The 21,230-nt window shown below is 66.6% G+C and carries 18 protein-coding genes and 11 tRNA genes; 27 read left to right on the forward strand and 2 right to left on the reverse strand.

Features of this window, described 5'->3' with window-relative positions:
• Positions 1-36 precede the first annotated feature (36 nt).
• Together GRX31_RS08515 and GRX31_RS08520 are read right to left on the reverse strand one after the other, a co-directional pair.
• On the reverse strand, positions 37-777 hold the full coding sequence (locus GRX31_RS08515) for a glycine zipper 2TM domain-containing protein (protein WP_016449254.1): 741 nt from the start codon (positions 775-777) through the stop codon (positions 37-39).
• A 127-nt stretch (positions 778-904) separates the two neighbouring features.
• The gene (locus tag GRX31_RS08520) at positions 905-1,282 is read right to left on the reverse strand and encodes an ArsC family reductase (RefSeq protein ID WP_016449255.1); all 378 of its coding nucleotides are present in this window, start codon (positions 1,280-1,282) and stop codon (positions 905-907) included.
• A 79-nt stretch (positions 1,283-1,361) separates the two neighbouring features.
• Between GRX31_RS08520 and folC the strand changes: the two genes are divergently transcribed.
• From folC to GRX31_RS08655, 27 genes are all read left to right on the forward strand, one after another.
• On the forward strand, positions 1,362-2,684 hold the full coding sequence (gene folC, locus GRX31_RS08525; RefSeq protein ID WP_160852205.1) for a bifunctional tetrahydrofolate synthase/dihydrofolate synthase: 1,323 nt from the start codon (positions 1,362-1,364) through the stop codon (positions 2,682-2,684).
• 71 nt (positions 2,685-2,755) lie between these two features.
• The gene (locus GRX31_RS08530) at positions 2,756-3,688 is read left to right on the forward strand and encodes an SPOR domain-containing protein (protein ID WP_016449257.1); all 933 of its coding nucleotides are present in this window, start codon (positions 2,756-2,758) and stop codon (positions 3,686-3,688) included.
• Positions 3,689-3,737: 49 nt separating this feature from the next.
• Positions 3,738-4,229, forward strand: coding sequence for a CvpA family protein (locus tag GRX31_RS08535; protein WP_016451425.1), 492 nt, complete (start codon positions 3,738-3,740; stop codon positions 4,227-4,229).
• Between the two features lie 133 nt (positions 4,230-4,362).
• A complete protein-coding gene (gene purF, locus GRX31_RS08540; protein ID WP_016449259.1) occupies positions 4,363-5,871 on the forward strand; it encodes an amidophosphoribosyltransferase in 1,509 nt (502 codons plus the stop codon).
• A gap of 195 nt (positions 5,872-6,066) precedes the next feature.
• A complete protein-coding gene (locus GRX31_RS08545; protein WP_016449260.1) occupies positions 6,067-7,281 on the forward strand; it encodes an O-succinylhomoserine sulfhydrylase in 1,215 nt (404 codons plus the stop codon).
• On the forward strand, positions 7,278-8,684 hold the full coding sequence (gltX, locus tag GRX31_RS08550) for a glutamate--tRNA ligase (RefSeq protein ID WP_160852207.1): 1,407 nt from the start codon (positions 7,278-7,280) through the stop codon (positions 8,682-8,684). The genes GRX31_RS08545 and gltX overlap by 4 nt, the downstream gene beginning before the upstream one ends.
• A 70-nt stretch (positions 8,685-8,754) precedes the next feature.
• Positions 8,755-8,830: transfer RNA gene (locus GRX31_RS08555), tRNA-Ala, on the forward strand.
• 38 nt (positions 8,831-8,868) lie between these two features.
• Positions 8,869-8,944, forward strand: a tRNA-Glu gene (locus GRX31_RS08560).
• A gap of 44 nt (positions 8,945-8,988) precedes the next feature.
• Positions 8,989-9,065 (forward strand) — tRNA-Asp (locus GRX31_RS08565).
• A 71-nt stretch (positions 9,066-9,136) separates the two neighbouring features.
• Positions 9,137-9,212 (forward strand) — tRNA-Glu (locus GRX31_RS08570).
• 44 nt (positions 9,213-9,256) lie between these two features.
• Positions 9,257-9,333, forward strand: a tRNA-Asp gene (locus GRX31_RS08575).
• A 14-nt stretch (positions 9,334-9,347) separates the two neighbouring features.
• Positions 9,348-9,423: transfer RNA gene (locus GRX31_RS08580), tRNA-Ala, on the forward strand.
• A 39-nt stretch (positions 9,424-9,462) separates the two neighbouring features.
• Positions 9,463-9,538, forward strand: a tRNA-Glu gene (locus GRX31_RS08585).
• Positions 9,539-9,582: 44 nt separating this feature from the next.
• Positions 9,583-9,659: transfer RNA gene (locus tag GRX31_RS08590), tRNA-Asp, on the forward strand.
• A 278-nt stretch (positions 9,660-9,937) separates the two neighbouring features.
• Complete coding sequence (locus GRX31_RS08595; RefSeq protein WP_237426634.1) at positions 9,938-10,306, forward strand: hypothetical protein; 369 nt, start codon at positions 9,938-9,940, stop codon at positions 10,304-10,306.
• Between the two features lie 226 nt (positions 10,307-10,532).
• Entirely contained in the window at positions 10,533-11,987 is a 1,455-nt protein-coding gene (locus GRX31_RS08600) for a TolC family protein (RefSeq protein WP_016451428.1), read from the forward strand.
• Between the two features lie 41 nt (positions 11,988-12,028).
• Positions 12,029-13,246: an efflux RND transporter periplasmic adaptor subunit gene (locus GRX31_RS08605; RefSeq protein WP_016450795.1), complete on the forward strand. Its 1,218-nt coding sequence runs from the start codon at positions 12,029-12,031 to the stop codon at positions 13,244-13,246.
• 4 nt (positions 13,247-13,250) lie between these two features.
• A complete protein-coding gene (locus GRX31_RS08610; protein ID WP_016450796.1) occupies positions 13,251-16,340 on the forward strand; it encodes an efflux RND transporter permease subunit in 3,090 nt (1,029 codons plus the stop codon).
• Positions 16,341-16,356: 16 nt separating this feature from the next.
• Positions 16,357-16,692: a P-II family nitrogen regulator gene (locus GRX31_RS08615; RefSeq protein WP_016450797.1), complete on the forward strand. Its 336-nt coding sequence runs from the start codon at positions 16,357-16,359 to the stop codon at positions 16,690-16,692.
• Positions 16,693-16,818: 126 nt separating this feature from the next.
• A tRNA-Ala gene (locus GRX31_RS08620) sits at positions 16,819-16,894 on the forward strand.
• 38 nt (positions 16,895-16,932) lie between these two features.
• A tRNA-Glu gene (locus GRX31_RS08625) sits at positions 16,933-17,008 on the forward strand.
• Between the two features lie 44 nt (positions 17,009-17,052).
• Positions 17,053-17,129, forward strand: a tRNA-Asp gene (locus GRX31_RS08630).
• A 730-nt stretch (positions 17,130-17,859) separates the two neighbouring features.
• A complete protein-coding gene (locus GRX31_RS08635; protein WP_016450662.1) occupies positions 17,860-18,384 on the forward strand; it encodes a sigma-70 family RNA polymerase sigma factor in 525 nt (174 codons plus the stop codon).
• 151 nt (positions 18,385-18,535) lie between these two features.
• Positions 18,536-18,820 carry an MbtH family protein gene (locus GRX31_RS08640; protein ID WP_034395838.1) on the forward strand — a complete coding sequence of 95 codons (285 nt, stop codon included), beginning with the start codon at positions 18,536-18,538 and terminating at the stop codon, positions 18,818-18,820.
• A 5-nt stretch (positions 18,821-18,825) separates the two neighbouring features.
• Entirely contained in the window at positions 18,826-19,569 is a 744-nt protein-coding gene (locus tag GRX31_RS08645) for a thioesterase II family protein (protein WP_160852211.1), read from the forward strand.
• A complete protein-coding gene (locus GRX31_RS08650) occupies positions 19,547-20,236 on the forward strand; it encodes a 4'-phosphopantetheinyl transferase family protein (protein WP_160852212.1) in 690 nt (229 codons plus the stop codon). The genes GRX31_RS08645 and GRX31_RS08650 overlap by 23 nt, the downstream gene beginning before the upstream one ends.
• The gene (locus GRX31_RS08655; protein ID WP_016450666.1) at positions 20,233-21,222 is read left to right on the forward strand and encodes a TauD/TfdA family dioxygenase; all 990 of its coding nucleotides are present in this window, start codon (positions 20,233-20,235) and stop codon (positions 21,220-21,222) included. The genes GRX31_RS08650 and GRX31_RS08655 overlap by 4 nt, the downstream gene beginning before the upstream one ends.
• Positions 21,223-21,230 lie beyond the last annotated feature (8 nt).

A 21,230-nucleotide genomic window follows, 5' to 3' on the forward strand; every position in this document is an offset into this window, starting at 1 on the left:
AGCCCCTTGTCGGGGCTTTGCATGCGCAGGTCCGTCTCAGCGGCGCCAGCCGTGGCGGTAGCCGCCGCGCCAGCCGTGATAGCTGGGGCGCGAGGCGTAGTACACGCCGGCAGCAAGGGCTGCTCCAATCACCACGGGGGCCACATAGTCACCGGCCGAATACACGGGCTGCACAGGCTGGGGGGCGTAGTAGCCACCGCCGTCGTAGTAGTTGTTCTGGTAGACCACGGGCGGCGGCACGGGTGCGGTGGAGTACGCGGCCTGGGGCGGCTGGTTGGTGCCGTAGTAGCCGTTGCTGCCATAGGCCGCGCTGTTGGCGGCGGGCTGCACGCTCAGCGCGATCCAGTCCCCGGGCGGCGTGGTGGTGCGCGTCGTGTAGTTGCGGCCTGCGTACTCGTAGACCACGTCATAGGCCACGGCGCGGTTCTGGTAGTAGGTCTGGGTGGTGCAGTTGCGCACCGTCTGGTACTGGGGCTGGCCCGTGGCCTCGGCCTGGTTGCCCAGCATGGCGCCGCCGATCACGCCGGCCGCCGTGGCGGCCGCCCGTCCGCCGCCATGGCCGATGGCATTGCCGACCACGCCGCCCGCCAGGGCACCCAGAACGGCGCCCGCGCCCGAGGTGCGCTGGCCGGTATAGACGTTTTCATCGCGGCAGACCTGCTGGGGCACGGCCACCTGCTGGGTCACCGGGGTCACCGACAGCACCCGGCCTTGCTCCTGGGCCAGGGCTACGGTGGCGGTCGTGGCCGCCAGCGTCAAAAGAACCAGGGATTTCATGATTGCACTCCTGTTGCGCTGGCGGTATTTCCTGCCAGGCTCCATGCAAGTGTATTCCTCGGGCCTGGAAAGCAGTTTGCGGTCGCGTAAATCCACGTAATAAGCTGTTCCAGGCCTGATGGCAGAGTCAGCGCTTGCCCCCGTGGGCCATCTCTGCCCAGGCGTCGGGCGCAAAACCCACGGTGATGCGTCCCTGCGGCCATTGGACGACCGGGCGCTTGATGACGCTGGGCTGCTGCTGCATGAGGGCTGCGGCACCGGCCGCATCCTGGGCGGCGGCCTGGGTGTCGGCATCGAGCTTGCGCCACGTCGTGCCTTGGCGGTTGAGCAGCTTTTCCCAGCCGACAGCCTGCATCCAGGCGGGCAACTGCTCGGCGGGAACACCCTGTTTCTTGAAGTCGTGGAATTCGTAGGCGATGCCCTGGTCGGTGAGCCAGGCGCGGGCCTTCTTGACGGTGTCGCAGTTGGGAATGCCGTAGAGCGTCACAGTGTTTGCAGTGGTCATGATTGGTTGCAGTTGCCGCAGTCAATGGATGGCGAGGACCCCATAAGGACACTGTCCCTGGGTAACAATAGCGCGCAGTATGCACACCTCATTTCCCACATTGGATGCATGGCTCGCATATTGCGAGCGCCTGCACCCCAAGAATATTGCGCTGGGCCTGGATCGCGTGCGCGAAGTTGCCCAGCGCCTGGACCTGCGTTTCGACTGCCCCGTGATCACGGTTGCGGGCACCAACGGCAAGGGCTCGACCTGCGCCATGCTGGAGGCCGTGGCGCTGCAATCGGGCTTTCGCCCCGGCGTCTACACATCGCCGCATCTGGTGCATTTCGAGGAACGCTGCCGCGTGGGCGGCGAGATCGTGAAGGCCGCCGAGCTGCTGCCGCAGTTCGAGGCCGTGGAGCAGGCGCGCGCGCAGGGCACGGAAGTGGCGCTCACCTATTTCGAGTTCACCACGCTGGCCATCCTGCGGCTGATGAGCCAGTCCAGGCTGGATGTGGCGATTCTCGAGGTGGGCCTGGGCGGGCGGCTGGATGCCACCAATGTGATCGACGCCGATTGCGCCGTCATCACCAGCATCGACATCGACCATGTGGAATTCCTGGGGCCGGACCGCGAGAGCATCGGCCGCGAGAAGGCCGGCATCATGCGCGCCGGCCGGCCGGTGGTGGTCAGCGATCCCATGCCGCCGCAAAGCGTGCTGGACCATGCACAGGCCATTGGTGCCGATCTCTGGCGCCTGGGCCAGGACTTCAACTTCTCGGGCGACAAGCAGCAGTGGGGCTGGGCCGGACGCGGGCGGCGCTATGCGGGCCTGGCCTATCCGGCGCTGCGCGGCGCCAACCAGCTGGTCAATGCATCGGGTGCGCTGGCCGCGCTCGAGGCCATCCGCAGCCGCCTCCCCGTCACGGCCCAGGCCGTGCGCACGGGGCTGGCCATGGTCGAGCTGCCGGGCCGTTTCCAGATCATTCCGGGCCAGCCCACGCTGGTGCTGGACGTGGCACACAACCCGCATTCGGTGGCGGCGCTGACGGCCAACCTCGATGCCATGGGCTACTTTCCCTGCACGCATGCGGTCTTCGGCGCCATGCACGACAAGGACCTGGCGCCCATGCTGGCCAGGATTGCCCCGCTGATCGACCGCTGGTATCTCACCGACCTGCCCACGCCGCGCGCCGAGAGCGCCGAGGTGCTGCGCCAGAAGATCGAAGCCCTGCCGCCCGCGCCGGGCGTGCCACGCGAGATCTCGCTGGCCACCTTCGCAAACCCGCAGCTGGCGCTGGATGCCGCGGTTCTTGCAGCAGGTCCCACTGATAGAATCGTGGTCTTTGGCTCGTTCTTCACGGTGGGCGGCGTGCTGCAGGACGGCCCGCCCCGGCTGAACGCCAAGCATCTGGGCACCTGAATCCAGTGATCCGCACCGCAAACGGCCATCGTGGCTGCCTGTGGTGGCCGATCTGAACGAGTCCGCACTCCATGGCATTTTTCAATTTTCGTTGGCCCGGCAAAAAAGACGACGGTGATTCGTCGTCCGCATCGAGGCGGCCCACACGGCTGGGACAGGCGGAAAGCGTCGATGTCATGCGCCGCCGGGCGCGCCACCGCCTCATCGGCGCGGCCGTGCTGGTCCTGGCGGGCGTGGTGGGATTCCCCCTGCTGTTCGACACGCAGCCGCGTCCGATTCCCGTGGACATCCCCATCGAGATTCCCGACCGCGACAAGGTCGCTCCTCTGGTCGTGCCCGGCGCCAATGCCGTGGACGCCCATCCGCACCAGGGCGCCGCTTCCCCGGCAGGCCGCGTGCCGGCCCAGGCCTCGCTGGGCGCCGACGAGGAAGAGGTTCCCATGGGCAGGCCTTCCGTGCCCGTGGCGCCGGCCGTCTCGCAGGTGGCTCCGGTCAAGCCGGAAGCAAAGCCCGAAACCCGGCCCGAGGCAAAGCCTGAGCCCAAGCCCGCCGCCAAGCCTGAGACCAAACCCGAGCCCAAGCCGGAACCCAGGCCCAAGCCCGAGCCGGCCAAACCCGAACACAAGCCGGAGCCCAAGCCCGAACCCAAACCCGAGCCGAAGCCAAAGCCCGAACCCAAGCCCGAGCCGTCCAGGAGCGACGACGCCGCGCGTGCCCGGGCCCTGCTGGAAGGTCGCAGCGCACCGGCGGCGCCGGCGGCTGCTGCGGCGACGGACGAGCGCTTCATCGTGCAGGTCGGCGCCTTCTCCGATGCCGGCAAGGCCCAGGAAATCCGCGCCAAGCTGGAGCTGGCGGGCCTGAAGACTTTCACGCAGGTGGTGGACACCAAGGACGGCAAGCGCACGCGTGTGCGTGTGGGTCCGTTCAACGGCCGTGCCGAAGCCGACAAGGCGGCGGCGCGCGTCAAGGGCCAGGGCCTGCCGGCTTCGGTGCTCAAGCTCTGAGGCGGTGACGTACATCTTGCAAAGCAGCACAGGCGCACAGAGATAGCGTATGTCCACGGTGGACTGGGTTTTGCTGGCCTGCGTGCTGGCATCGATGCTGCTAGGCGCCTGGCGCGGGCTGGTGTATGAGGTGCTGTCGCTGCTCGGCTGGCTGGTGGCCTTCGTCGTGGCACGCATCTGGGCTGCCGACGTGGCGCTGTGGCTGCCCATGCAGGACTGGGACATGCAACTGCGCTATGCCGCAGGCTTTGTGCTGTTGTTCGTGCTGGCGCTGTTCGGCTGGGGCCTGGTGTCCTGGCTGTCGCGCCGGCTGATCGAGGCGGTGGGCCTGAGGCCCGTGGACCGCACGCTGGGCGCGCTGTTCGGCGTGCTGCGCGGGGCGCTGCTGGCCCTGGTGGCAACGATGGTGATCAGCTACACGCCGCTGCACCAGGGACAGTGGTGGCAGGATTCAGCCCTGGCGCCGTGGCTGATGCAGGCGCTGGCTGCGGTTTTGCCGCAGCTGCCGCAGGAATGGGGACGCTATCTGCCGGCTGCATGACAAGGCGCTGCAGCGCAGGAGTCGGCTGGCAGAAACAGTTTGGATAGAGAAATCGGGCGCAGGCGTGGCCAATGGGTGGCTGCTACGGCCCAGACAGCGAAGGGCGACCTTCGCAAACGGATGGAACGCAACTATGTGTGGAATCGTTGGTGTAGTCAGCACCGCGCCCGTGAATCAACTGATCTATGACGCCCTGCTGCTGCTGCAGCACCGTGGCCAGGATGCCGCCGGCATCGTGACCCAGCAGGAGCGCAAGTTCTTCATGCACAAGGCCAAGGGCATGGTGCGCGACGTGTTCCGCACCCGCAACATGCGCGCCCTGCCGGGCACGGTGGGCCTGGGCCAGGTGCGCTACCCGACGGCCGGCAACGCGACCAGCGAGGAAGAGGCCCAGCCCTTCTACGTGAACGCGCCCTTCGGCATCGTCATGGTGCACAACGGCAACCTCACCAACGCCAAGCAGCTGCGCGAGGAACTGTCGGACACCGACCACCGCCACACCAACACCGAGAGCGACTCCGAAGTCCTGCTCAACGTGCTGGCCCACGAGCTGGCCCGCGCCAGCAGCGGCGCACCGCTCAAGAGCGAAGACGTCTTCCAGGCCGTTAGCGCCGTGCACAAGCGCATCAAGGGCTCGTACGCCGTGATCGCGCTGATTGCGGGCTACGGCCTGCTGGCCTTCCGCGACCCCTTCGGCATCCGTCCCCTGTGCATGGGCCGCAGCGCCGACGGCACGGTGATGCTGGCCAGCGAATCCGTGGCCCTGGAAGGCACGCTGCACCAGCTCGAGCGCGATGTCGCTCCGGGTGAAGCCGTGTTCGTGCACAGCGACGGCCAGGTCGAAACCCGCCAGTGCGCCGAAAAGAGCGAGCTGCACCCCTGCGTGTTCGAGTACGTGTACCTGGCCCGTCCGGACTCGGTGCTCGACGGCATCTCCGTCTACCAGGCGCGCCTGAACATGGGCGAGACGCTGGCCAAGCGCGTGGTCTCCACCGTGCCGCCCAACGAGATCGACGCCATCATCCCGATTCCGGAATCCAGCCGGCCCAGCGCCATGCAGCTGGCCCAGCTGCTGGGCATTCCCTACCGCGAAGGCTTTGTCAAGAACCGCTACGTGGGCCGCACCTTCATCATGCCGGGCCAGGCCTCGCGCAAGAAATCCGTGCGCCAGAAGCTCAACGCCATCGGCAGCGAGTTCAAGGGCCGCAAGGTGCTGCTGGTGGACGACTCCATCGTGCGCGGCACCACCTCCAAGGAAATCGTGCAGATGGCGCGTGACGCCGGCGCCGTCAAGGTCTACTTGGCCTCGGCCGCTCCTCCGGTGCGCCATCCCAACGTCTACGGCATCGACATGCCCACGCGCGCCGAACTGGTGGCGCATGGCCGCACGGTCGAGGAAATCCGCCAGGTCATCGGCGCCGACGCGCTGATCTACCAGGACGTGGCCGCCATGAAGCAGACCGTGGGCAAGATCAATCCGCAGGTGCAGGGCTTCGAGGCCTCGTGCTTCGACGGCGTCTACATCACGGGCGACATCTCCGAGGACGAGGTCACGGCGCTCAACGAGGGCCGTAACCGGGGCGGGGAGGAAGAGGCCAGCGATGCGTCGCGCCTGTCCCTGCCCAATGCCCAGGAAGCCTGAGCGCCAGGGCATTCAGTGACAATGTCGGGCGGGCCTGTGGCCCGCCTTTTTTGACAAATGAGCTAAAAGCGCTGGTGCTGGAGCGTCCAGGGCCGCAAGGCCCTGGAAGCCGCCAGGTGACAAGTGCTTCTAGCTCCTTTTTTCCGGGCACCGCCACCGCTGGCGTGCTGCGCCCGATCCCCAAGGACCATCAACGTGACCAACAAGACACTTCCCGAAGGCCTGCATCCCGATACGCTGGCCCTGCGCGTGGGCGTGGAGCGAAGCCAGTGGGGTGAGCACAGCGAAGCCCTGTACATGACCAGCAGCTTCGTGCAGCCCGACTGTGCAACGGCTGCGCGCCGCTTCGCCAATGAAGAGCCCGGCTACACCTACAGCCGCACCTCCAACCCCACCGTCACCAGCTTCGAGCAGCGCCTGGCCGCCATGGAGGGCACGGAATGCGCGGTGGCCACGTCCACGGGCATGTCGGCCATCTTGCTCGTGGCGCTGACCACGCTCAAGGCCGGCGACCATGTGATCTGCTCGCAGTCCATGTTCGGCTCCACCATCAAGCTGCTGGGCGGCGAGATGGCGCGCTTCGGCGTAGAGACCAGCTTTGTCTCGCAGACCGATGTGCAGGCCTGGAAGGCGGCCATCCGTCCCAACACGCGCCTTCTGTTCGCCGAGACGCCGACCAACCCGCTGACCGACCTGTGCGACATCGCCGCGCTGGCCGAGCTGGCGCACGCCCATGGCGCGCTGCTGGCCGTGGACAACAGCTTTGCCTCGCCCGTGCTGCAGCAGCCTGCCAAGTTCGGTGCCGACCTGGTCGTGCACTCCGGCACCAAGCTGCTGGACGGCCAGGGCCGTGTCATGTCGGGCGCCGTCTGCGGCACGACGGCACTGGTGGACAAGGTCATGGGCACCTTCCTGCGTAGCGGCGGCCTGAACCTGGCACCGTTCAACGCCTGGGTGGTGCTCAAGGGGCTGGAGACGCTGTCCCTGCGCGTGAAGGCGCAAAGCGCCTCCGCGCTGGAGCTGGCCACCTGGCTGGAAGCCCATCCCAAGGTCGCCCGCGTCTACTACCCGGGCCTGGCCAGCCACCCGCAGCACGAGCTGGCCATGCGCCAGCAAAACGGCATGGGCGGCGGCGTGCTGTCCTTCGATGTGGTTGGCGAGGGCGCCGAACAGCTGCGCGCCAACGCCTTCCATGTGGCCGACAGCACCCGGGTGTGCTCGATCACGGCCAACCTGGGCGACGTCAAGACCACCATCACCCATCCGGCCAGCACCTCGCATGGCCGCCTGAGCGAAGAGCAGCGCCGTGCCGCCGGCATCGGCCAGGGCCTGCTGCGCATCTCCGTCGGACTGGAATACCTGGGCGACCTCAAGAACGATCTCTCCCGCGGACTGGATACCCTGCAATGACACAAAAAGTACGTACCCGTTTTGCCCCGTCTCCCACGGGCTTCATCCACCTGGGCAACATCCGCTCGGCCCTGTATCCCTGGGCCTTTGCGCGCGCCACGGGCGGCGATTTCGTCCTGCGCATCGAGGACACCGACGTGGAGCGCTCCACCCAGGCCTCGGTGGACGTGATCATCGAGGGCATGGCCTGGCTGCAGCTGGACCATGACGAAGGTCCGTTCTATCAAATGCAGCGCATGGACCGCTACAAGGAGGTGCTGGCCGGCCTGCAGGCTTCGGGCCATGTCTACCCCTGCTACATGAGCGTGGAAGAACTCGACGCCCTGCGCGAGCGCCAGATGGCCAACAAGGAAAAGCCGCGCTACGACGGCACCTGGCGCCCTGAGGAAGGCAAGGTGCTGCCGCCCGTGCCCGAAGGCGTGCGTCCCGTGCTGCGCTTCAAGACGCCGAAGGGCGGCGTCGTGGCCTGGGAAGACAAATGCAAGGGCCGCATCGAGTTCCAGAACAGCGAGCTGGACGACCTGGTGATCGCGCGCCCCGATGGCACGCCCACCTACAACTTCTGCGTCTGCGTGGACGACATGGACATGGCCATCACCCATGTCATCCGTGGCGACGACCACGTCAACAACACGCCGCGCCAGATCCACATCTTTGAGGCCCTGGGCGCCAGCGTGCCCGTGTTCGCCCATCTGCCCACCGTGCTCAACGAGCAGGGCGAGAAGATGAGCAAGCGCAACGGCGCCAAGGCCGTCACCCAGTACCGCGACGAAGGCTACCTGCCCGACGCCATGGTCAACTACCTGGCCCGCCTGGGCTGGAGCCACGGCGACGACGAAATCTTCAGCCGCGCCCAGTTCCTGGAGTGGTTCAACCTGGACCACCTGGGCCGCAGCGCTGGCCAGTTCGACGAGGCCAAGCTGCGCTGGGTCAACGCCCAGCACCTGAAGGCGCTGGACGACGCGGCCCTGGCAGAGCTGGTGCGCCCCTTCGTGCTCAAGACCGGCCTGGACCAGGCCCTGCTCGACGCAGACGACCGCCTGCCGCGCATCTGCGCCCTGTTCAAGGACCGCTGCGAAACCCTGGTCGATCTGGCCGGCTGGGTGCGCCTGTTCTATGTGGACGCCTTCGACCGCAACGCCGAGGACCTGGCAAAGCACGTGACCGACGCCGTGGCGCCCGCCCTGGACGCCTTCGCCGAAGGCATCGCCTCGGTGGAGTGGAGCAAGGAAGCCATTGCTGCCCTGATCAAGGAAGTGCTCAAGGCCCAGGGCCTGAAGATGCCGCAACTGGCCATGCCGGTGCGCGTGCTGACGCTGGGCACGGCGCACACGCCTTCGGTGGATGCGGTGCTGGAGCTGCTGGGTCGTGAAAAAATTCTGGCGCGTTTGAAAAACCGCTGAAAACCTGTCTATAATTCGAGTCTCTGATGCAAACGCAGCAACTAACAAGAAGCAGCGATTGCAGCATGAAGGGGGTATAGCTCAGCTGGGAGAGCGCTTGCATGGCATGCAAGAGGTCATCGGTTCGATCCCGTTTACCTCCACCAAAATTGAGACTTGAGTTTGTAACGCAAGTTCTAGGATTGACCCTATCGTCTAGAGGCCTAGGACATCACCCTTTCACGGTGAGTACCGGGGTTCGAATCCCCGTAGGGTCGCCAAGTTTGCAGCACTTGGCTCGAAAGAGCGCAAAAGCTGTCTGCCAGGAGTGGTAGTTCAGTTGGTTAGAATACCGGCCTGTCACGCCGGGGGTCGCGGGTTCGAGTCCCGTCCACTCCGCCAAAATTTGTCGCTTGGTATGTAAGCGCCTTTGAAACACGAAGGCGCTTTTTTATCGGCGGATCACAGGCTGTGACCCTATCGTCTAGAGGCCTAGGACATCACCCTTTCACGGTGAGTACCGGGGTTCGAATCCCCGTAGGGTCGCCAAGTTTGCAGCACTTGGCTCGAAAGAGCACAAAAGCTGTCTGCCAGGAGTGGTAGTTCAGTTGGTTAGAATACCGGCCTGTCACGCCGGGGGTCGCGGGTTCGAGTCCCGTCCACTCCGCCAGTATCGGATTCTTTGGGGGTATAGCTCAGCTGGGAGAGCGCTTGCATGGCATGCAAGAGGTCATCGGTTCGATCCCGTTTACCTCCACCAAAAATCGAGACTTGAGTTTGTAACGCAAGTTCTAGGATTGACCCTATCGTCTAGAGGCCTAGGACATCACCCTTTCACGGTGAGTACCGGGGTTCGAATCCCCGTAGGGTCGCCAAGTTTGCAGCACTTGGCTCGAAAGAGCGCAAAAGTTGCCTGCCAGGAGTGGTAGTTCAGTTGGTTAGAATACCGGCCTGTCACGCCGGGGGTCGCGGGTTCGAGTCCCGTCCACTCCGCCAGATTCCTTGTGCAGACCCTCGTGTTTGCGCAGACAAGAAGCCACCGCAAGGTGGCTTTTTTGTTTCTGGTTGTTGCGGTTTTTGGTGTGACTTCTTCACATGGAAAGCCTTTGTGCACAAAACACGATCTATTGCCCAGATTTTTTAAGGGCAAACCCGGAACTTTCCCTCAACATTCGTAACAATAGACGGTGTCCTGTTTGCAGGGCGTCCATCTTTCACCGACTCGTCTGCCCCGCTCCATGCGCCTTGCGCCATCGTTTGTCTTTTCGTTGCTGATGCTGCTGTCCATCTTCTGCGGGCAGGTGGCAGCTTCGGCATCTTCCGATGGGTTGGAAGGCGATGGCCTGCTGGCGCACCATCCCGTCGTGACCATCGATGATGAATTCCTCGAGGAACTCGCGGAAGTCGAGGAAGACGACGAGACCGAGTTTGCCGAGCTGACGGCACACAGCGGCAACAAGCGCCAACTGCTGGCCCTGCTGGCCTGCGGCGAGGACCGTTCCGCCGAGATGTACTGGCCGCCCGAGCCCATCGCCGTGCAGGTGGTGTCGCTGTGGGCCCCGCCTTCGACCTATTCCCAGGCGCACCTGTCGCCCGCCCCGGGCCAGCTGCTGCGCCCTCCAAGACCTTCCCTGCTCGGCTGACCGCATATTGCGGCGCAGGCATGCCTTGTGCCCCTTGCGCCCCTTGTCGGCTGACGCATCCCACTGCCTGATCACTGCTCGTGCGCGCCTTGCTGGCGTGCACGCCATGCCGTCGTCCGCGCGCTGACTGCGCACGGCGCGGCCATGCCCGTTCCCGCGTGGTCCGCAGGGAAGGGCCCATCTCTTACTCAACCCCTCGACTGTCGCTTTGCGGCAGATGCATGCCATGGTGAATCCAACGGTATTGGCGGGAATGGCCCCCGCCCGTTTTCCATCCTGTTCGCGCAAGGTCCTGCAAGGCGCGATCTGCAGCCTGCTGGTGGGCTGGGGTGCTGGCGCTTCGGCGCAGGCCCACCCCCCTGGCAAGCCCCAGGCGTCCCAGGCGCCCCTGACGCAGGCGGCTCCGGCCGCCGCCGAGGCCGCCGAGGCCGCGGCGTCCCGTACGCCGATCGTGCCGAAGGCCGGTTCGGCCGCAGAGGCGCCTTCGGTGGCTTCGGCCGCCGCACAGCGCCTGCCCCAGCTGAGCCTGAACGAGGTCGTTCGCGCCGTGCTGGACCACAACCCCGATCTGCGCGCTGTCGAGCAGTCCCGGACCACGGCGCGCGCAGGCGTGGTCAGCGCCTCGGCGCTGCCCAATCCCAAGCTCGAATGGAACCAGGGCCGCAACAGCGCCCGCGTTCCGGGCGCGGCAGCCGGCACGGTGCAGGGCTGGGCCGTGGCCTTGCCCATCGAGAACCCCGCCGTGCGAGGTGCGCGCGTGGAGGCCGCGAGGGCAGGCGAGCAGGGCTCGGTGCACTTCGTGGCGACCACGCGCAATGCGCTGGTGGCCCAGGTGCGGCTACGCGCCTACGAGATGGTGCTGCGCGAGGCGGAGGTCGAGGCCGCCAAGGAGGCGGTGCGCCTTCTGGAGCAGGCCCATGAGCGCGTCCGCGTCCGCGTGGACAGCGGCGAGGCGGCCCGCTACGAAATCATCAAGGCCGATGCCGAAATCATCCAGGCGCGCCAGCAGGAACAGACCGCGCGGCTGCGTGCCGAGCAGGCGCAGCTGGCGCTGGGCCGCCTGGCCGCAGGCCAGCTGCCCGTGCGCTTCCGCCTGGATGTGTCGCTGGAGGATCCGCTGCGCATCGAGGACATGGGCGAGATCGATCCCATGGAGCATCCCGAACTGCGCCAGCTCAAGGCAGAGGTCGAGCGTGCCCAGGCCCGGCTTGACGGTGCCAAGGCCTCGCGCTGGCCGGGCGTGGAGCTGCGCTACGGCCAGACGCGCGAGCCCGACGTGCGCCTGAACACGGTGGGCGTGAGCATCCAGATCCCCTTGCTCGACCAGCACCGCGGCCCCATCGACGAGGCGGCCTCCGAGCTGGAGCGCGCGCGTCTGCAGCTGGAAGGCCGGCAGATCGAGCTGCGCCAGCAGACGCTGCAGGCCTGGAAGGAGCTGGAGATGGCGCGACTGCGCACCCAGGCACTGAGCCAGGGTTCGGTGCGCGAGGCCGAGTCGGCCCTGCGCGTGGCCGAGGCCGCCTACCGCTTCGGCGAGCGCGGCATTCTCGATGTGCTCGATGCGCAGCGCGTGCTGCGCTCCATCCGTGCAGACCTGCTCGACGCGCGCTACCAGCTGCAGGCGGCGCGCATACAGCTCGAATACCTGGCGGGCCGCTACGACGATCCGTCCGCGCTGTGAAGCGCGCCGTCCCTGCCTCACACCCGAAATCAGAAACGAACATGTCCTTGAATATGCATCCGCAACCCATCGCCGCCCGCGCAGGCAGCAGCACCTTGGTGAACTCCCTGGCCCTGGCCGGCCTGCTGGCCGCAACGCTGGCGCTGAGCGCCTGCGGCAAGAACGAAGAGGCCGAAGCCAAGGCGGCGCCCGCAGCGGCCGCTGCGCAGGAGCAGGACCCGATGGAGGTCCGCGTGACCGCCGAGATGGCGCCCAACTTCGCCGTCAAGCCCGTGGCGCAGGCGCAGATCGCGTTGCTGCAGGAGGTGTCCGGCCGCATCGAGGCCAATGAGCGCCAGGTCACCCGCATTGGCGCGGCCGCCACGGGACGCGTGACCGAAGTGCTGGTCGAAGTGGGCGACCGCGTGCGCGCGGGCCAGGTGCTGGCCCGCGTGGCCAGCCCCGAGCTGACCACCGCCCAGCTGGCCTATCTGCGTGCACACTCCGCCGCCACGCTGGCCGAGCGCGGCGTGGAGCGCGCGCGCCAGCTGATAGCCGCCGACGTCATCGGCTCGGCCGAGCTGCAGCGCCGCGAGTCCGAGCTGTCGATTGCGCGCGCCGAGCAGCGCGCTGCCGGCGACCAGTTGCGCCTGATCGGCATTCCCGACAGCGCCATCGCCCAGCTGCGCGACAAGGGCACGCTGCAGTCTCATGCGGCCGTGCTGTCCACAGGGGCCGGCGTGGTGATCGAGCGCAAGGTCAGCTCCGGCCAGGTGACCCAGCCCGGCGATCCGCTGTTCACCGTGGCCGACCTGAGCAGCGTCTGGGTGGTGGGCGCGATCCCCGAGCAGATGGCCAGCGGCGTGCGTGCCGGCCAGGCCGTGGAGATCGCCGTGCCCGCCCTGGGCGAGCGCGTGCTGTCCGGCCAAATCGTGCATGTGGGCGACACCGTGACGCCCGAGACCCGCACCGTCACCATCCGCACCCAGGTGGACAACCCCGAGCGCGACCTCAAGCCCCAGATGCTGGCCACCATGCGCATCCAGGGCGAGGTGCGCCAGCTGCTGGCCGTGCCGGCCGAGGCCGTGGTGCGCGAGAACGACCGCGACCATGTCTTCGTCAAGAAGGGCGAGAACCACTACCGCCTCACGCCCGTCGAGCTGGGCACCGCCAGCGGCGGCATGCGCCCCGTGAACAAGGGCGTGGCCGATGGCACGGTCATCGTCACCACGGGTGCCTTCCACCTGAACAACGAGCGCAAGCGCGCAGAGCTGGAGTAAGCCCATGATCGCTTCCATGATCCGGGCCGCACTGAGCCAGCGGCTCATCGTGATCGTGCTCTCGCTGGTGCTGTGCGGCTTCGGCCTGCGCGCCGCCATGAATCTGTCGGTGGATGCCTTTCCTGACGTGACCAACGTCCAGGTCCAGGTGGCCACCGAGGCGCCAGGCCGTTCGCCCGAGGAAATCGAGCGCTTCGTGACCGTGCCGCTGGAAATCGCCATGACCGGCATGCCGGGCCTGGTGGAGATGCGCTCGCTCAACAAGAGCGGCCTGTCCATCATCACCCTGGTCTTCACCGATGCCACCGACGTGTACTTTGCTCGCCAGCTCGTCACCGAGCGGCTGATGGAGGTCACGCCGCGCATGCCCGCAGGCATCATCCCCGTGCTGGGGCCGGTGTCCACGGGCCTGGGCGAGGTCTACCAGTACACGCTGGACCATCCCGACGACGGCAAGCGGGCCCTCACGCCCGAGGAGCTGACCGAGCGCCGCACCATCCAGGACTGGGTGGCGCGCCCGCTGCTGCGCTCCATTCCCGGCGTGGCCGAAATCAACTCGCAGGGCGGCTACGTCAAGCAGTACCAGGTGGAGGTCGATCCCGGCCGGCTGCGCCACTACGGCCTGTCCGTGCGCCATGTGGTCCAGGCCATCGCCGACAACAACGCCAATGCCAGCGGCGGCATCCTGCCCCAGGTCACCGAGCAGTACCTGATCCGCGCCGTGGGCCTGGTCCAGTCGCTGGATGACATCGGCAACATCGTTCTCAAGCAGGAAGGCGGCGTGCCGGTCTTCGTGCGCGATGTGGCCGAGGTCCAGCTGGGCCAGGAAGTGCGCCAGGGCGCCATCATCAAGGGCGGCTATACCGAAGGCGTCTCCGGCATCGTGCTGATGATGCGCGGCGGCAATGCCAAGGAGGTGGTCACCCGCGTGAAGGAGCGCGTGCAGGAGATCAACTCCAAGGGCATGCTCCCCGGCGGCCTGCAGATCGTTCCCTACTACGACCGTACCGACCTGGTCGACTCGGCGCTGTGGACCGTGGGCAAGGTGCTGATCGAGGGCATCCTGCTCGTGGTCGTGGTGCTCTTCATCTTCCTGGGTGACGTGCGCTCCAGCCTGATCGTGGTGGCCACGCTGATCATCACGCCGCTGACCACCTTCATCATGATGAACCGCTGGGGCATCTCGGCCAACCTCATGTCGCTGGGGGGGCTGGCGATCGCCATCGGCCTCATGGTCGATGCCACCGTGGTGGTGGTGGAGAACGTGTTCCACAAGCTCGGCCAGGCCGGCGACAGCATGGGCGCACGCGTGCGCACCGTGCTGTCGGCCACCACCGAGGTGGCCACGCCCACCATCTTCGGCATCGCCATCATCATCCTGGTGTTCCTGCCGCTGATGACGCTGCAAGGCATCGAAGGCAAGATGTTCGGCCCGCTGGCGCTGACCATCGCGATCTCGCTGGCCGTCTCGCTGGCCGTGTCGCTGTTCCTGTCGCCCGTGCTGTGCTCGTACTTCCTCAAGGGCGGCGCGGACCATGACACGCGCCTGATCGCCTTCCTCAAGCGCCACTACCTGCGCCTGCTGGACCTGGCCACCGCGCGCAACCGCGCCACGCTGGCCGTGGCCGTGGCGCTGCTGCTGGGCTCGCTGGGACTGTTCCCGCTGCTGGGCAAGTCCTTCATGCCCACCATGAAGGAGGGGGCGCTGACGCCGCAGATCAACCGCGTGCCCAGCATCTCGCTGGACGAGTCCATCCGCATGGAAATGGCGGCGATGAAGTCCGTGGCAGAAGTGCCCGGCGTGCTCAGCGTAGTCTCCAAGCTCGGACGCGGCGAATCGCCGGCCGATCCCGCAGGCCCCAACGAGTCCGACCCCATCGTGCTGCTGGACCCCGAGTCCGACCGCACCCAGGACGAGATCGACGAAGACATCCGCCAGCGCCTGTCCTCGATCCCGGGCGTGCAGATCGTGCTGTCCCAGCCGATCTCCGAGCGCGTGGACGAAATGGTCACGGGCGTGCGCTCGCAACTGGCCATCAAGGTCTTCGGCGACGAGCTGAGCGAGCTGCGCGACGTGTCCGAGCAGGTCGCACGCATCCTCAAGAGCGTGCCGGGCAGCACGGACATCCGCGTCGAGCGCCTCTCAGGCCAGCAGGCTCTGACCGTGGATATCGACCGCAAGGCGATCGCCCGCCACGGCCTGAACGTCACCGACGTGCAGGGCGTGATCGAGTCGGCCATCGGCGGCAAGGAAGTGACCACGGTCTACGAAGGCGAGCGTCGCTACAACGTGGTGGTTCGCTTCCCCGAGCCGTTCCGCGGCTCGCCCGCCGCCATCGGCGCCACCTTGCTGACCACGGCCACGGGCGCCCAGGTGCCGCTGAGCAGCGTGGCCCGCATCGAGCTGGTGGACGGCCCCGCGCAGATCAGCCGCGAAGGCGGCAAGCGCCGCGTGGTGGTGGGAGCCAACGTGGAAGGGCGCGACCTGGGCGGCTTCGTGACCGAAGTGCAGCAGCGCATCGACAGTGAAGTGCAGTTGCCCGATGGCTACTACTTCAAGTACGGTGGCCAGTTCGAGAACATGGAGCGCGCCATGGGCACGCTGCAGATCATCGTGCCGCTGACCATCGTGGCCATCTTCTTCCTGCTGTTCCTGCTGTTCAACTCGGTCAAGCTGGCCGGGCTGATCATCCTGGTGCTGCCCTTCGCCTCCATCGGGGGACTGATAGGCCTGTTCGTCACGGGCGAATACGTGAGCGTGCCGGCATCGGTGGGCTTCATCGCGCTGTGGGGCATTGCGGTGCTCAACGGCGTGGTGCTGGTCTCCTGCATCCGCAAGCTGCGCGAAGATGGCATGAACGTGGCCGAGGCCGTGCGCGAAGGCTGCGTGCAGCGCTTCCGCCCCGTGATGATGACGGCCACCGTCGCGCTGCTGGGCCTGGTGCCCTTCCTGTTCGCCACCGGCCCCGGCTCGGAGGTGCAACGCCCGCTGGCCATCGTGGTGATCGGTGGCCTGATCTCGTCCACCCTGCTCACGCTGGTGGTGTTGCCGACCCTGTACCGCTGGTTTGACGAAAAACCGCTGGAAGCCTGATGAAGGAGACACTGCAATGACCATGAAGGAAATCCGGGCCATCGTGCGCCCCAGCCGCCTGGAGCGCCTGCGCGACGCGCTGCGCGCCATTCCCAACTTCCCCGGCGTGACGCTGTTCCGTGCCGAGGGCTTCACGGCCCCGGCCGCCATCGACAAGCGCAGCGTGAAGGAGGAGTTGACCGACTTCTCCGACAAGATCATGGTCTGCGTGCTGGCCGAGGCATCCATGGTCGAGCCCATCCGCGCGGCCATCACCTCGGCCTGTCACTCGGGCCAGGTCGGCGACGGCCTGGTCTGGGTGGTGGACATCGCCGAGATCCACCGCATACGCGATGGGCAAAGCCTGGCCTGACCCGGGCTGCAGCAGGGCGCCGGAATGCAGGGCGACATAAAAAAGTCATGCATTCCGGAATTGCCCCAAAAACGCTGTGCTACAATTTTTGAATCGCAGCAACGAAGCAGTGCAACGTTGCAGCAAGGGGGTATAGCTCAGCTGGGAGAGCGCTTGCATGGCATGCAAGAGGTCATCGGTTCGATCCCGTTTACCTCCACCAAAAATTGAGACTTGAGTATTTACGCAAGTTCTAGGATTGACCCTATCGTCTAGAGGCCTAGGACATCACCCTTTCACGGTGAGTACCGGGGTTCGAATCCCCGTAGGGTCGCCAAGTTTGCAGCACTTGGCTCGAAAGAGCGCAAAAGTTGCCTGCCAGGAGTGGTAGTTCAGTTGGTTAGAATACCGGCCTGTCACGCCGGGGGTCGCGGGTTCGAGTCCCGTCCACTCCGCCAGATTCCTTGTGCAAACCGCCGCGTTTGCGCAGACAAGAAGCCACCGCAAGGTGGCTTTTTTTCGTCTGCAGTTTCGCTGCGCGCCGCGTCTCGATGGGGCCTGCCCAGTGCGATGGCAGGGGCCTGCGCTGCAGGCAGTTCCTGCTTACATCCCGATGTATCGGGCATCACCAGTCCGTCATGATCCAGGCCCATCATCCACGGCGAGGGAAAGCCATGGTGATGCGATGCGCCATAGGCGATGTCTGCCGATTTTCCACAGCCGATAGTCGTGTCTCCGTTTGCACTGGCGGGACGTCTTCCAGGCAGGTGTGAGCAGCCATTCCAGGCCCGGTCCTGTCGCCGGAACTGGTAATGCTTCTCATTTCAATGTTGGAAAACGTCAAAGGAGCGCCACTGCATGCCATGGTCCCGGTTCAAGTTTCAGCACGTCTGCAAGGCTGCACAGCCCTTGCCGATCCTGTTGCAGGACGCATGGATCCGGCGAGGGCGGCCGCCGCCCTGAGGCCGTCATGAGGCCGATCTAGGCCCGATCTAGGCCTGCCTCCCAAGTCACGCCGATGCGCATCGGCGCGCACTGATGCCCTGCGGTCAGCGGTTGTGCCGCCGCTTGCCGCCTGTGCCGAGGCCCGCTCCGCCCTATTGCACGGGCGGCACGCCGGCCGTCCATCGACCTGCGGTCGACATTTCCCCTTGACGTTCTTGCCTAGCTTGCGAGAGGAACTGCATCGTGTCCTTGAATCACACACATTCTTCGCTGGAAGAGGTCTTCATTGCTTCGCGTGGACAGTTGGTGAGGGTCGCGCGAAGAATTCTCAGGAATCCCGAACTGGCCGACGAGGCCGTGCAGGACACCTATCTGCGCGTTGCCGAAATGCGCAGCGATGCCGAGATCGCCAAGCCCGCCGCCTACTGGACGCGCGCCGTCTGCAACATGGCGCTGGACTACCTGCGCCGCCAGGAGCGCGAGAACAGCTACCGCACCCACGGCGTGGATGTGGAGACGCTGGAGATACCGGACGGCCGCTCGCCCGAGCGCAGCCTGTTCGAGTCCCAGGCCATACGCCTGATCGACCAGGCCCTGGACGAGGTGCCGCCCAAGACCCGCGAGACCTTCGAGCTGTACCGCATCAAGGGCCTCACCCAGCGCCAGATCGCCGAGCACATGGAGTGCGCGCTGGGCCTAGTGAACGCCAGGATTGCCGATGCCTGCAAGGCCATCCATGTCCACCGCTCGCTGCTGGACCACCATTGAACGGTGCAGCCCGGCGCACGACCCGGAACCGGCGCGCATGCGGCGTGAACAGTTTCGGATCCGGAACGTCATGTTCAACAGAGGCGCAGTACCGGATCGCCGCGATCCCGTACTGGCCTCACCGATGTTCAACCGCATTAAGGACGCCTGCATGTCTACAAGCTGCTTCGACCGCGAAGACGAAACCTTCATCGTTCTGGTCAACCACGAGGAACAGTATTCCATCTGGCCGCACTGGAAGGCCGTGCCCGGCGGCTGGACCGCCGTGGAGGGCGTGAAGGGCGACAAGAAAACCGTGCTCGACTACGTGGACGCCACCTGGACCGACATGCGGCCCAAGTCGCTGCGCGTGTGGATGCAGCAGCAGGAGCAGGCGGGTGCCGGCGCCGCGCTGCAAAGCGATACCGATACCGTGATCGAAACCGCAGCGGGCTGACGCGCATGCACGCGCCGCTGACCCTGCTGTGCCTGCCGTGCGCAGGCGCCAGCGCCACCATGTACCTGCGCTGGCGCAGGCTGCTGCCCCACTGGATCCGCATTGCGCCGGTGGAGCTGCCGGGGCGGGGCAGCCGGCTGGGCGAGCCTGCGGTCGAGGACTTCGGGCAGCTGGTCTCGCTGCTGTGCGCCGAGCAGCGCCAGGCCATGCGCGGCCGCTTTGCGCTGCTGGGCCACAGCATGGGCGCGCTGCTGGCCTTCGGCATGGCGCGGCAGTTGCGCGAGGAGGGCAGGGAGCTGCCGCTGGCCCTGGTTGCCTCGGGCAGCCCGGCACCGGCCTGCCGCGATCCCGAGCGCTTTGCGGGCAAGGGCGACGATGCGGCGCTGATTGCCGATCTGCGCAGGCAGGGCGGCACGCCCGAAGAGGTGTTTGGCAGCCCCGAGCTCATGCGCATCACGCTGGATGTGCTGGGGTCCGACTACCGCGTCTGCGAGAGCTTCGGCCATGTGCCCGCTGCGGGCCTGCCGCTGCCGGTGCATGTCTTTGCGGGGCGGCAGGACGACATCGAGGCGCCCCGTGTACAGGCCTGGTCGCAGGAGGCCGCCGGGGCCTTCACGCTGGACTGGTTCGAGGGCGGGCATTTCTTCATCAGGCAGCGCGAAGGCGATGTGCTGGCCGTGCTGGCGCAGCGCCTGGCCGGGTCCCAGTCACTCCAGGAGGAAATCCATGCAGCTCGTGTCCGTGCGTGAGGCCATGAGCCAGGGCATCGAGGTCTTCAGGCTGGACCTGGACCTGTCGGCCGAACTGAGCGACAGCCTGCCGCACCTGACCCCCGAGGAGCGCGGTCGTGCCGCGCGCTTCGTGCGGGCCGCCGACCGGCTGCGCTTCGCACAGACGCGCGCTGCCACGCGGCGGCTGCTGGGGCGCAGGCTGGGCTGCTGCCCGGCCGATGTGCCCCTGGCCATCGGCACGCACGGCAAGCCCTTCGTGGATGACGAGCCGCACAGGACGCCTGTGTTCAACGTCTCGCATTCGGGCGGCCATGCGTTGATCGCGCTGGCCGACCCCGGTGGCGTGCTGCACCTGGGCGTGGACATCGAGCAGCACAAGCCCGACCTCGATGCCGAGGTCATGCTCGACGCCGTCTGCACCGACCAGGAACGCGCCAGCGTGCACCGTGCGCCTGATCGGCTGGCGGCCTTCTACCAGCGCTGGGTGGGCAAGGAGGCCGTGCTCAAGGCCATCGGCATTGGCGTGGCCGAGCACCTGCGCTCCATCGGCATCAGCCCGGGAGGGGAAGGACGGCTGGCCATCGCCTGCGCGGTCCCCGACTGGAATGGTTTTCAAGCGATGGCGCTGCCAGCGCCGCCGGGCTACGCGGCAGCTCTTGCGTGGCGCACCAAGGAATCGACATGAACGAAACCCTCCAGCGCTTCGAGCGCAAGGCCCCCGCGGGCTCGCTGCTTCCCCAGCTCATCACGCCCGCCCAGCCGGGCCAGGACCTGCTGGCCGCGCTGCCGCCGCTGCGCCGCGACATCGACGAGGCGCTGCTGACCACGGGCGGCGTGCTGCTGCGCGGCTTTGGCGTGCCCGATGTGGAGACTTTCCAGCGCTTCGCCTCGGCCTTCGGCCACCCGCTGCTCAAGTACGAATTCGCCTCCACGCCGCGCAGCGCGGTCGAGGCCTCCAGCGGCGCGGGCGTCTACACCTCCACCGAATACCCGGCCCACCAGAGCATTCCGCTGCACAACGAGCAGGCCTACACGCGCGAGTGGCCCATGAAGATCTGGTTCCACTGCGTCACCGCATCGCCCGAGGGCGGCGAGACGCCGATTGCCGACAGCCGTGCGGTCTACCGCCGCATTCCGGCGCGCATCCGCGAGCTGTTCGAGCCCGGCATCCTCTACGTGCGCAACTTCGGCGAGATGGACGTGCCCTGGCAGAAGGTCTTCAACACCGAAAGCCGCGCCGAGGTCGAGGCCTTCTGCCGCCATGCGCGCATGGACTGGGAGTGGAAGGAGGACGACGGCCTGCGCACGCGCCAGCTGTGCCAGGCCATGGAAAGCCACCCCGTCACGGGCGAGATGGTCTGGTTCAACCAGGCCCACCTGTTCCACATCTCGGCGCGCGAGCCCGAGGAGCGCGAGGTGCTGGAGGAGGTCTACGGCATCGAGAACCTGCCGCGCAACACCTTCTTCGCCGACGGCTCCACCATCGGCGACGACATCTTCGCCGAGGTGCGCGCCGCGCTGGACGCCGAGACCGTCAGCTTCCCCTGGGAGCAGGGCGACGTGCTGATGCTGGACAACATGCTCGTGGCCCATGCCCGCTCGCCCTTCAAGGGGCCGCGCAAGGTCATCGTCGCCATGGCCGAGCCGCGCAGCAATCTGGACCGTTTCTGAGAACCCGG

The sequence above is a fragment of the Delftia sp. CH05 genome, from assembly GCF_009827015.1.
GTDB classification, from domain to species: domain Bacteria; phylum Pseudomonadota; class Gammaproteobacteria; order Burkholderiales; family Burkholderiaceae_C; genus Comamonas; species Comamonas tsuruhatensis.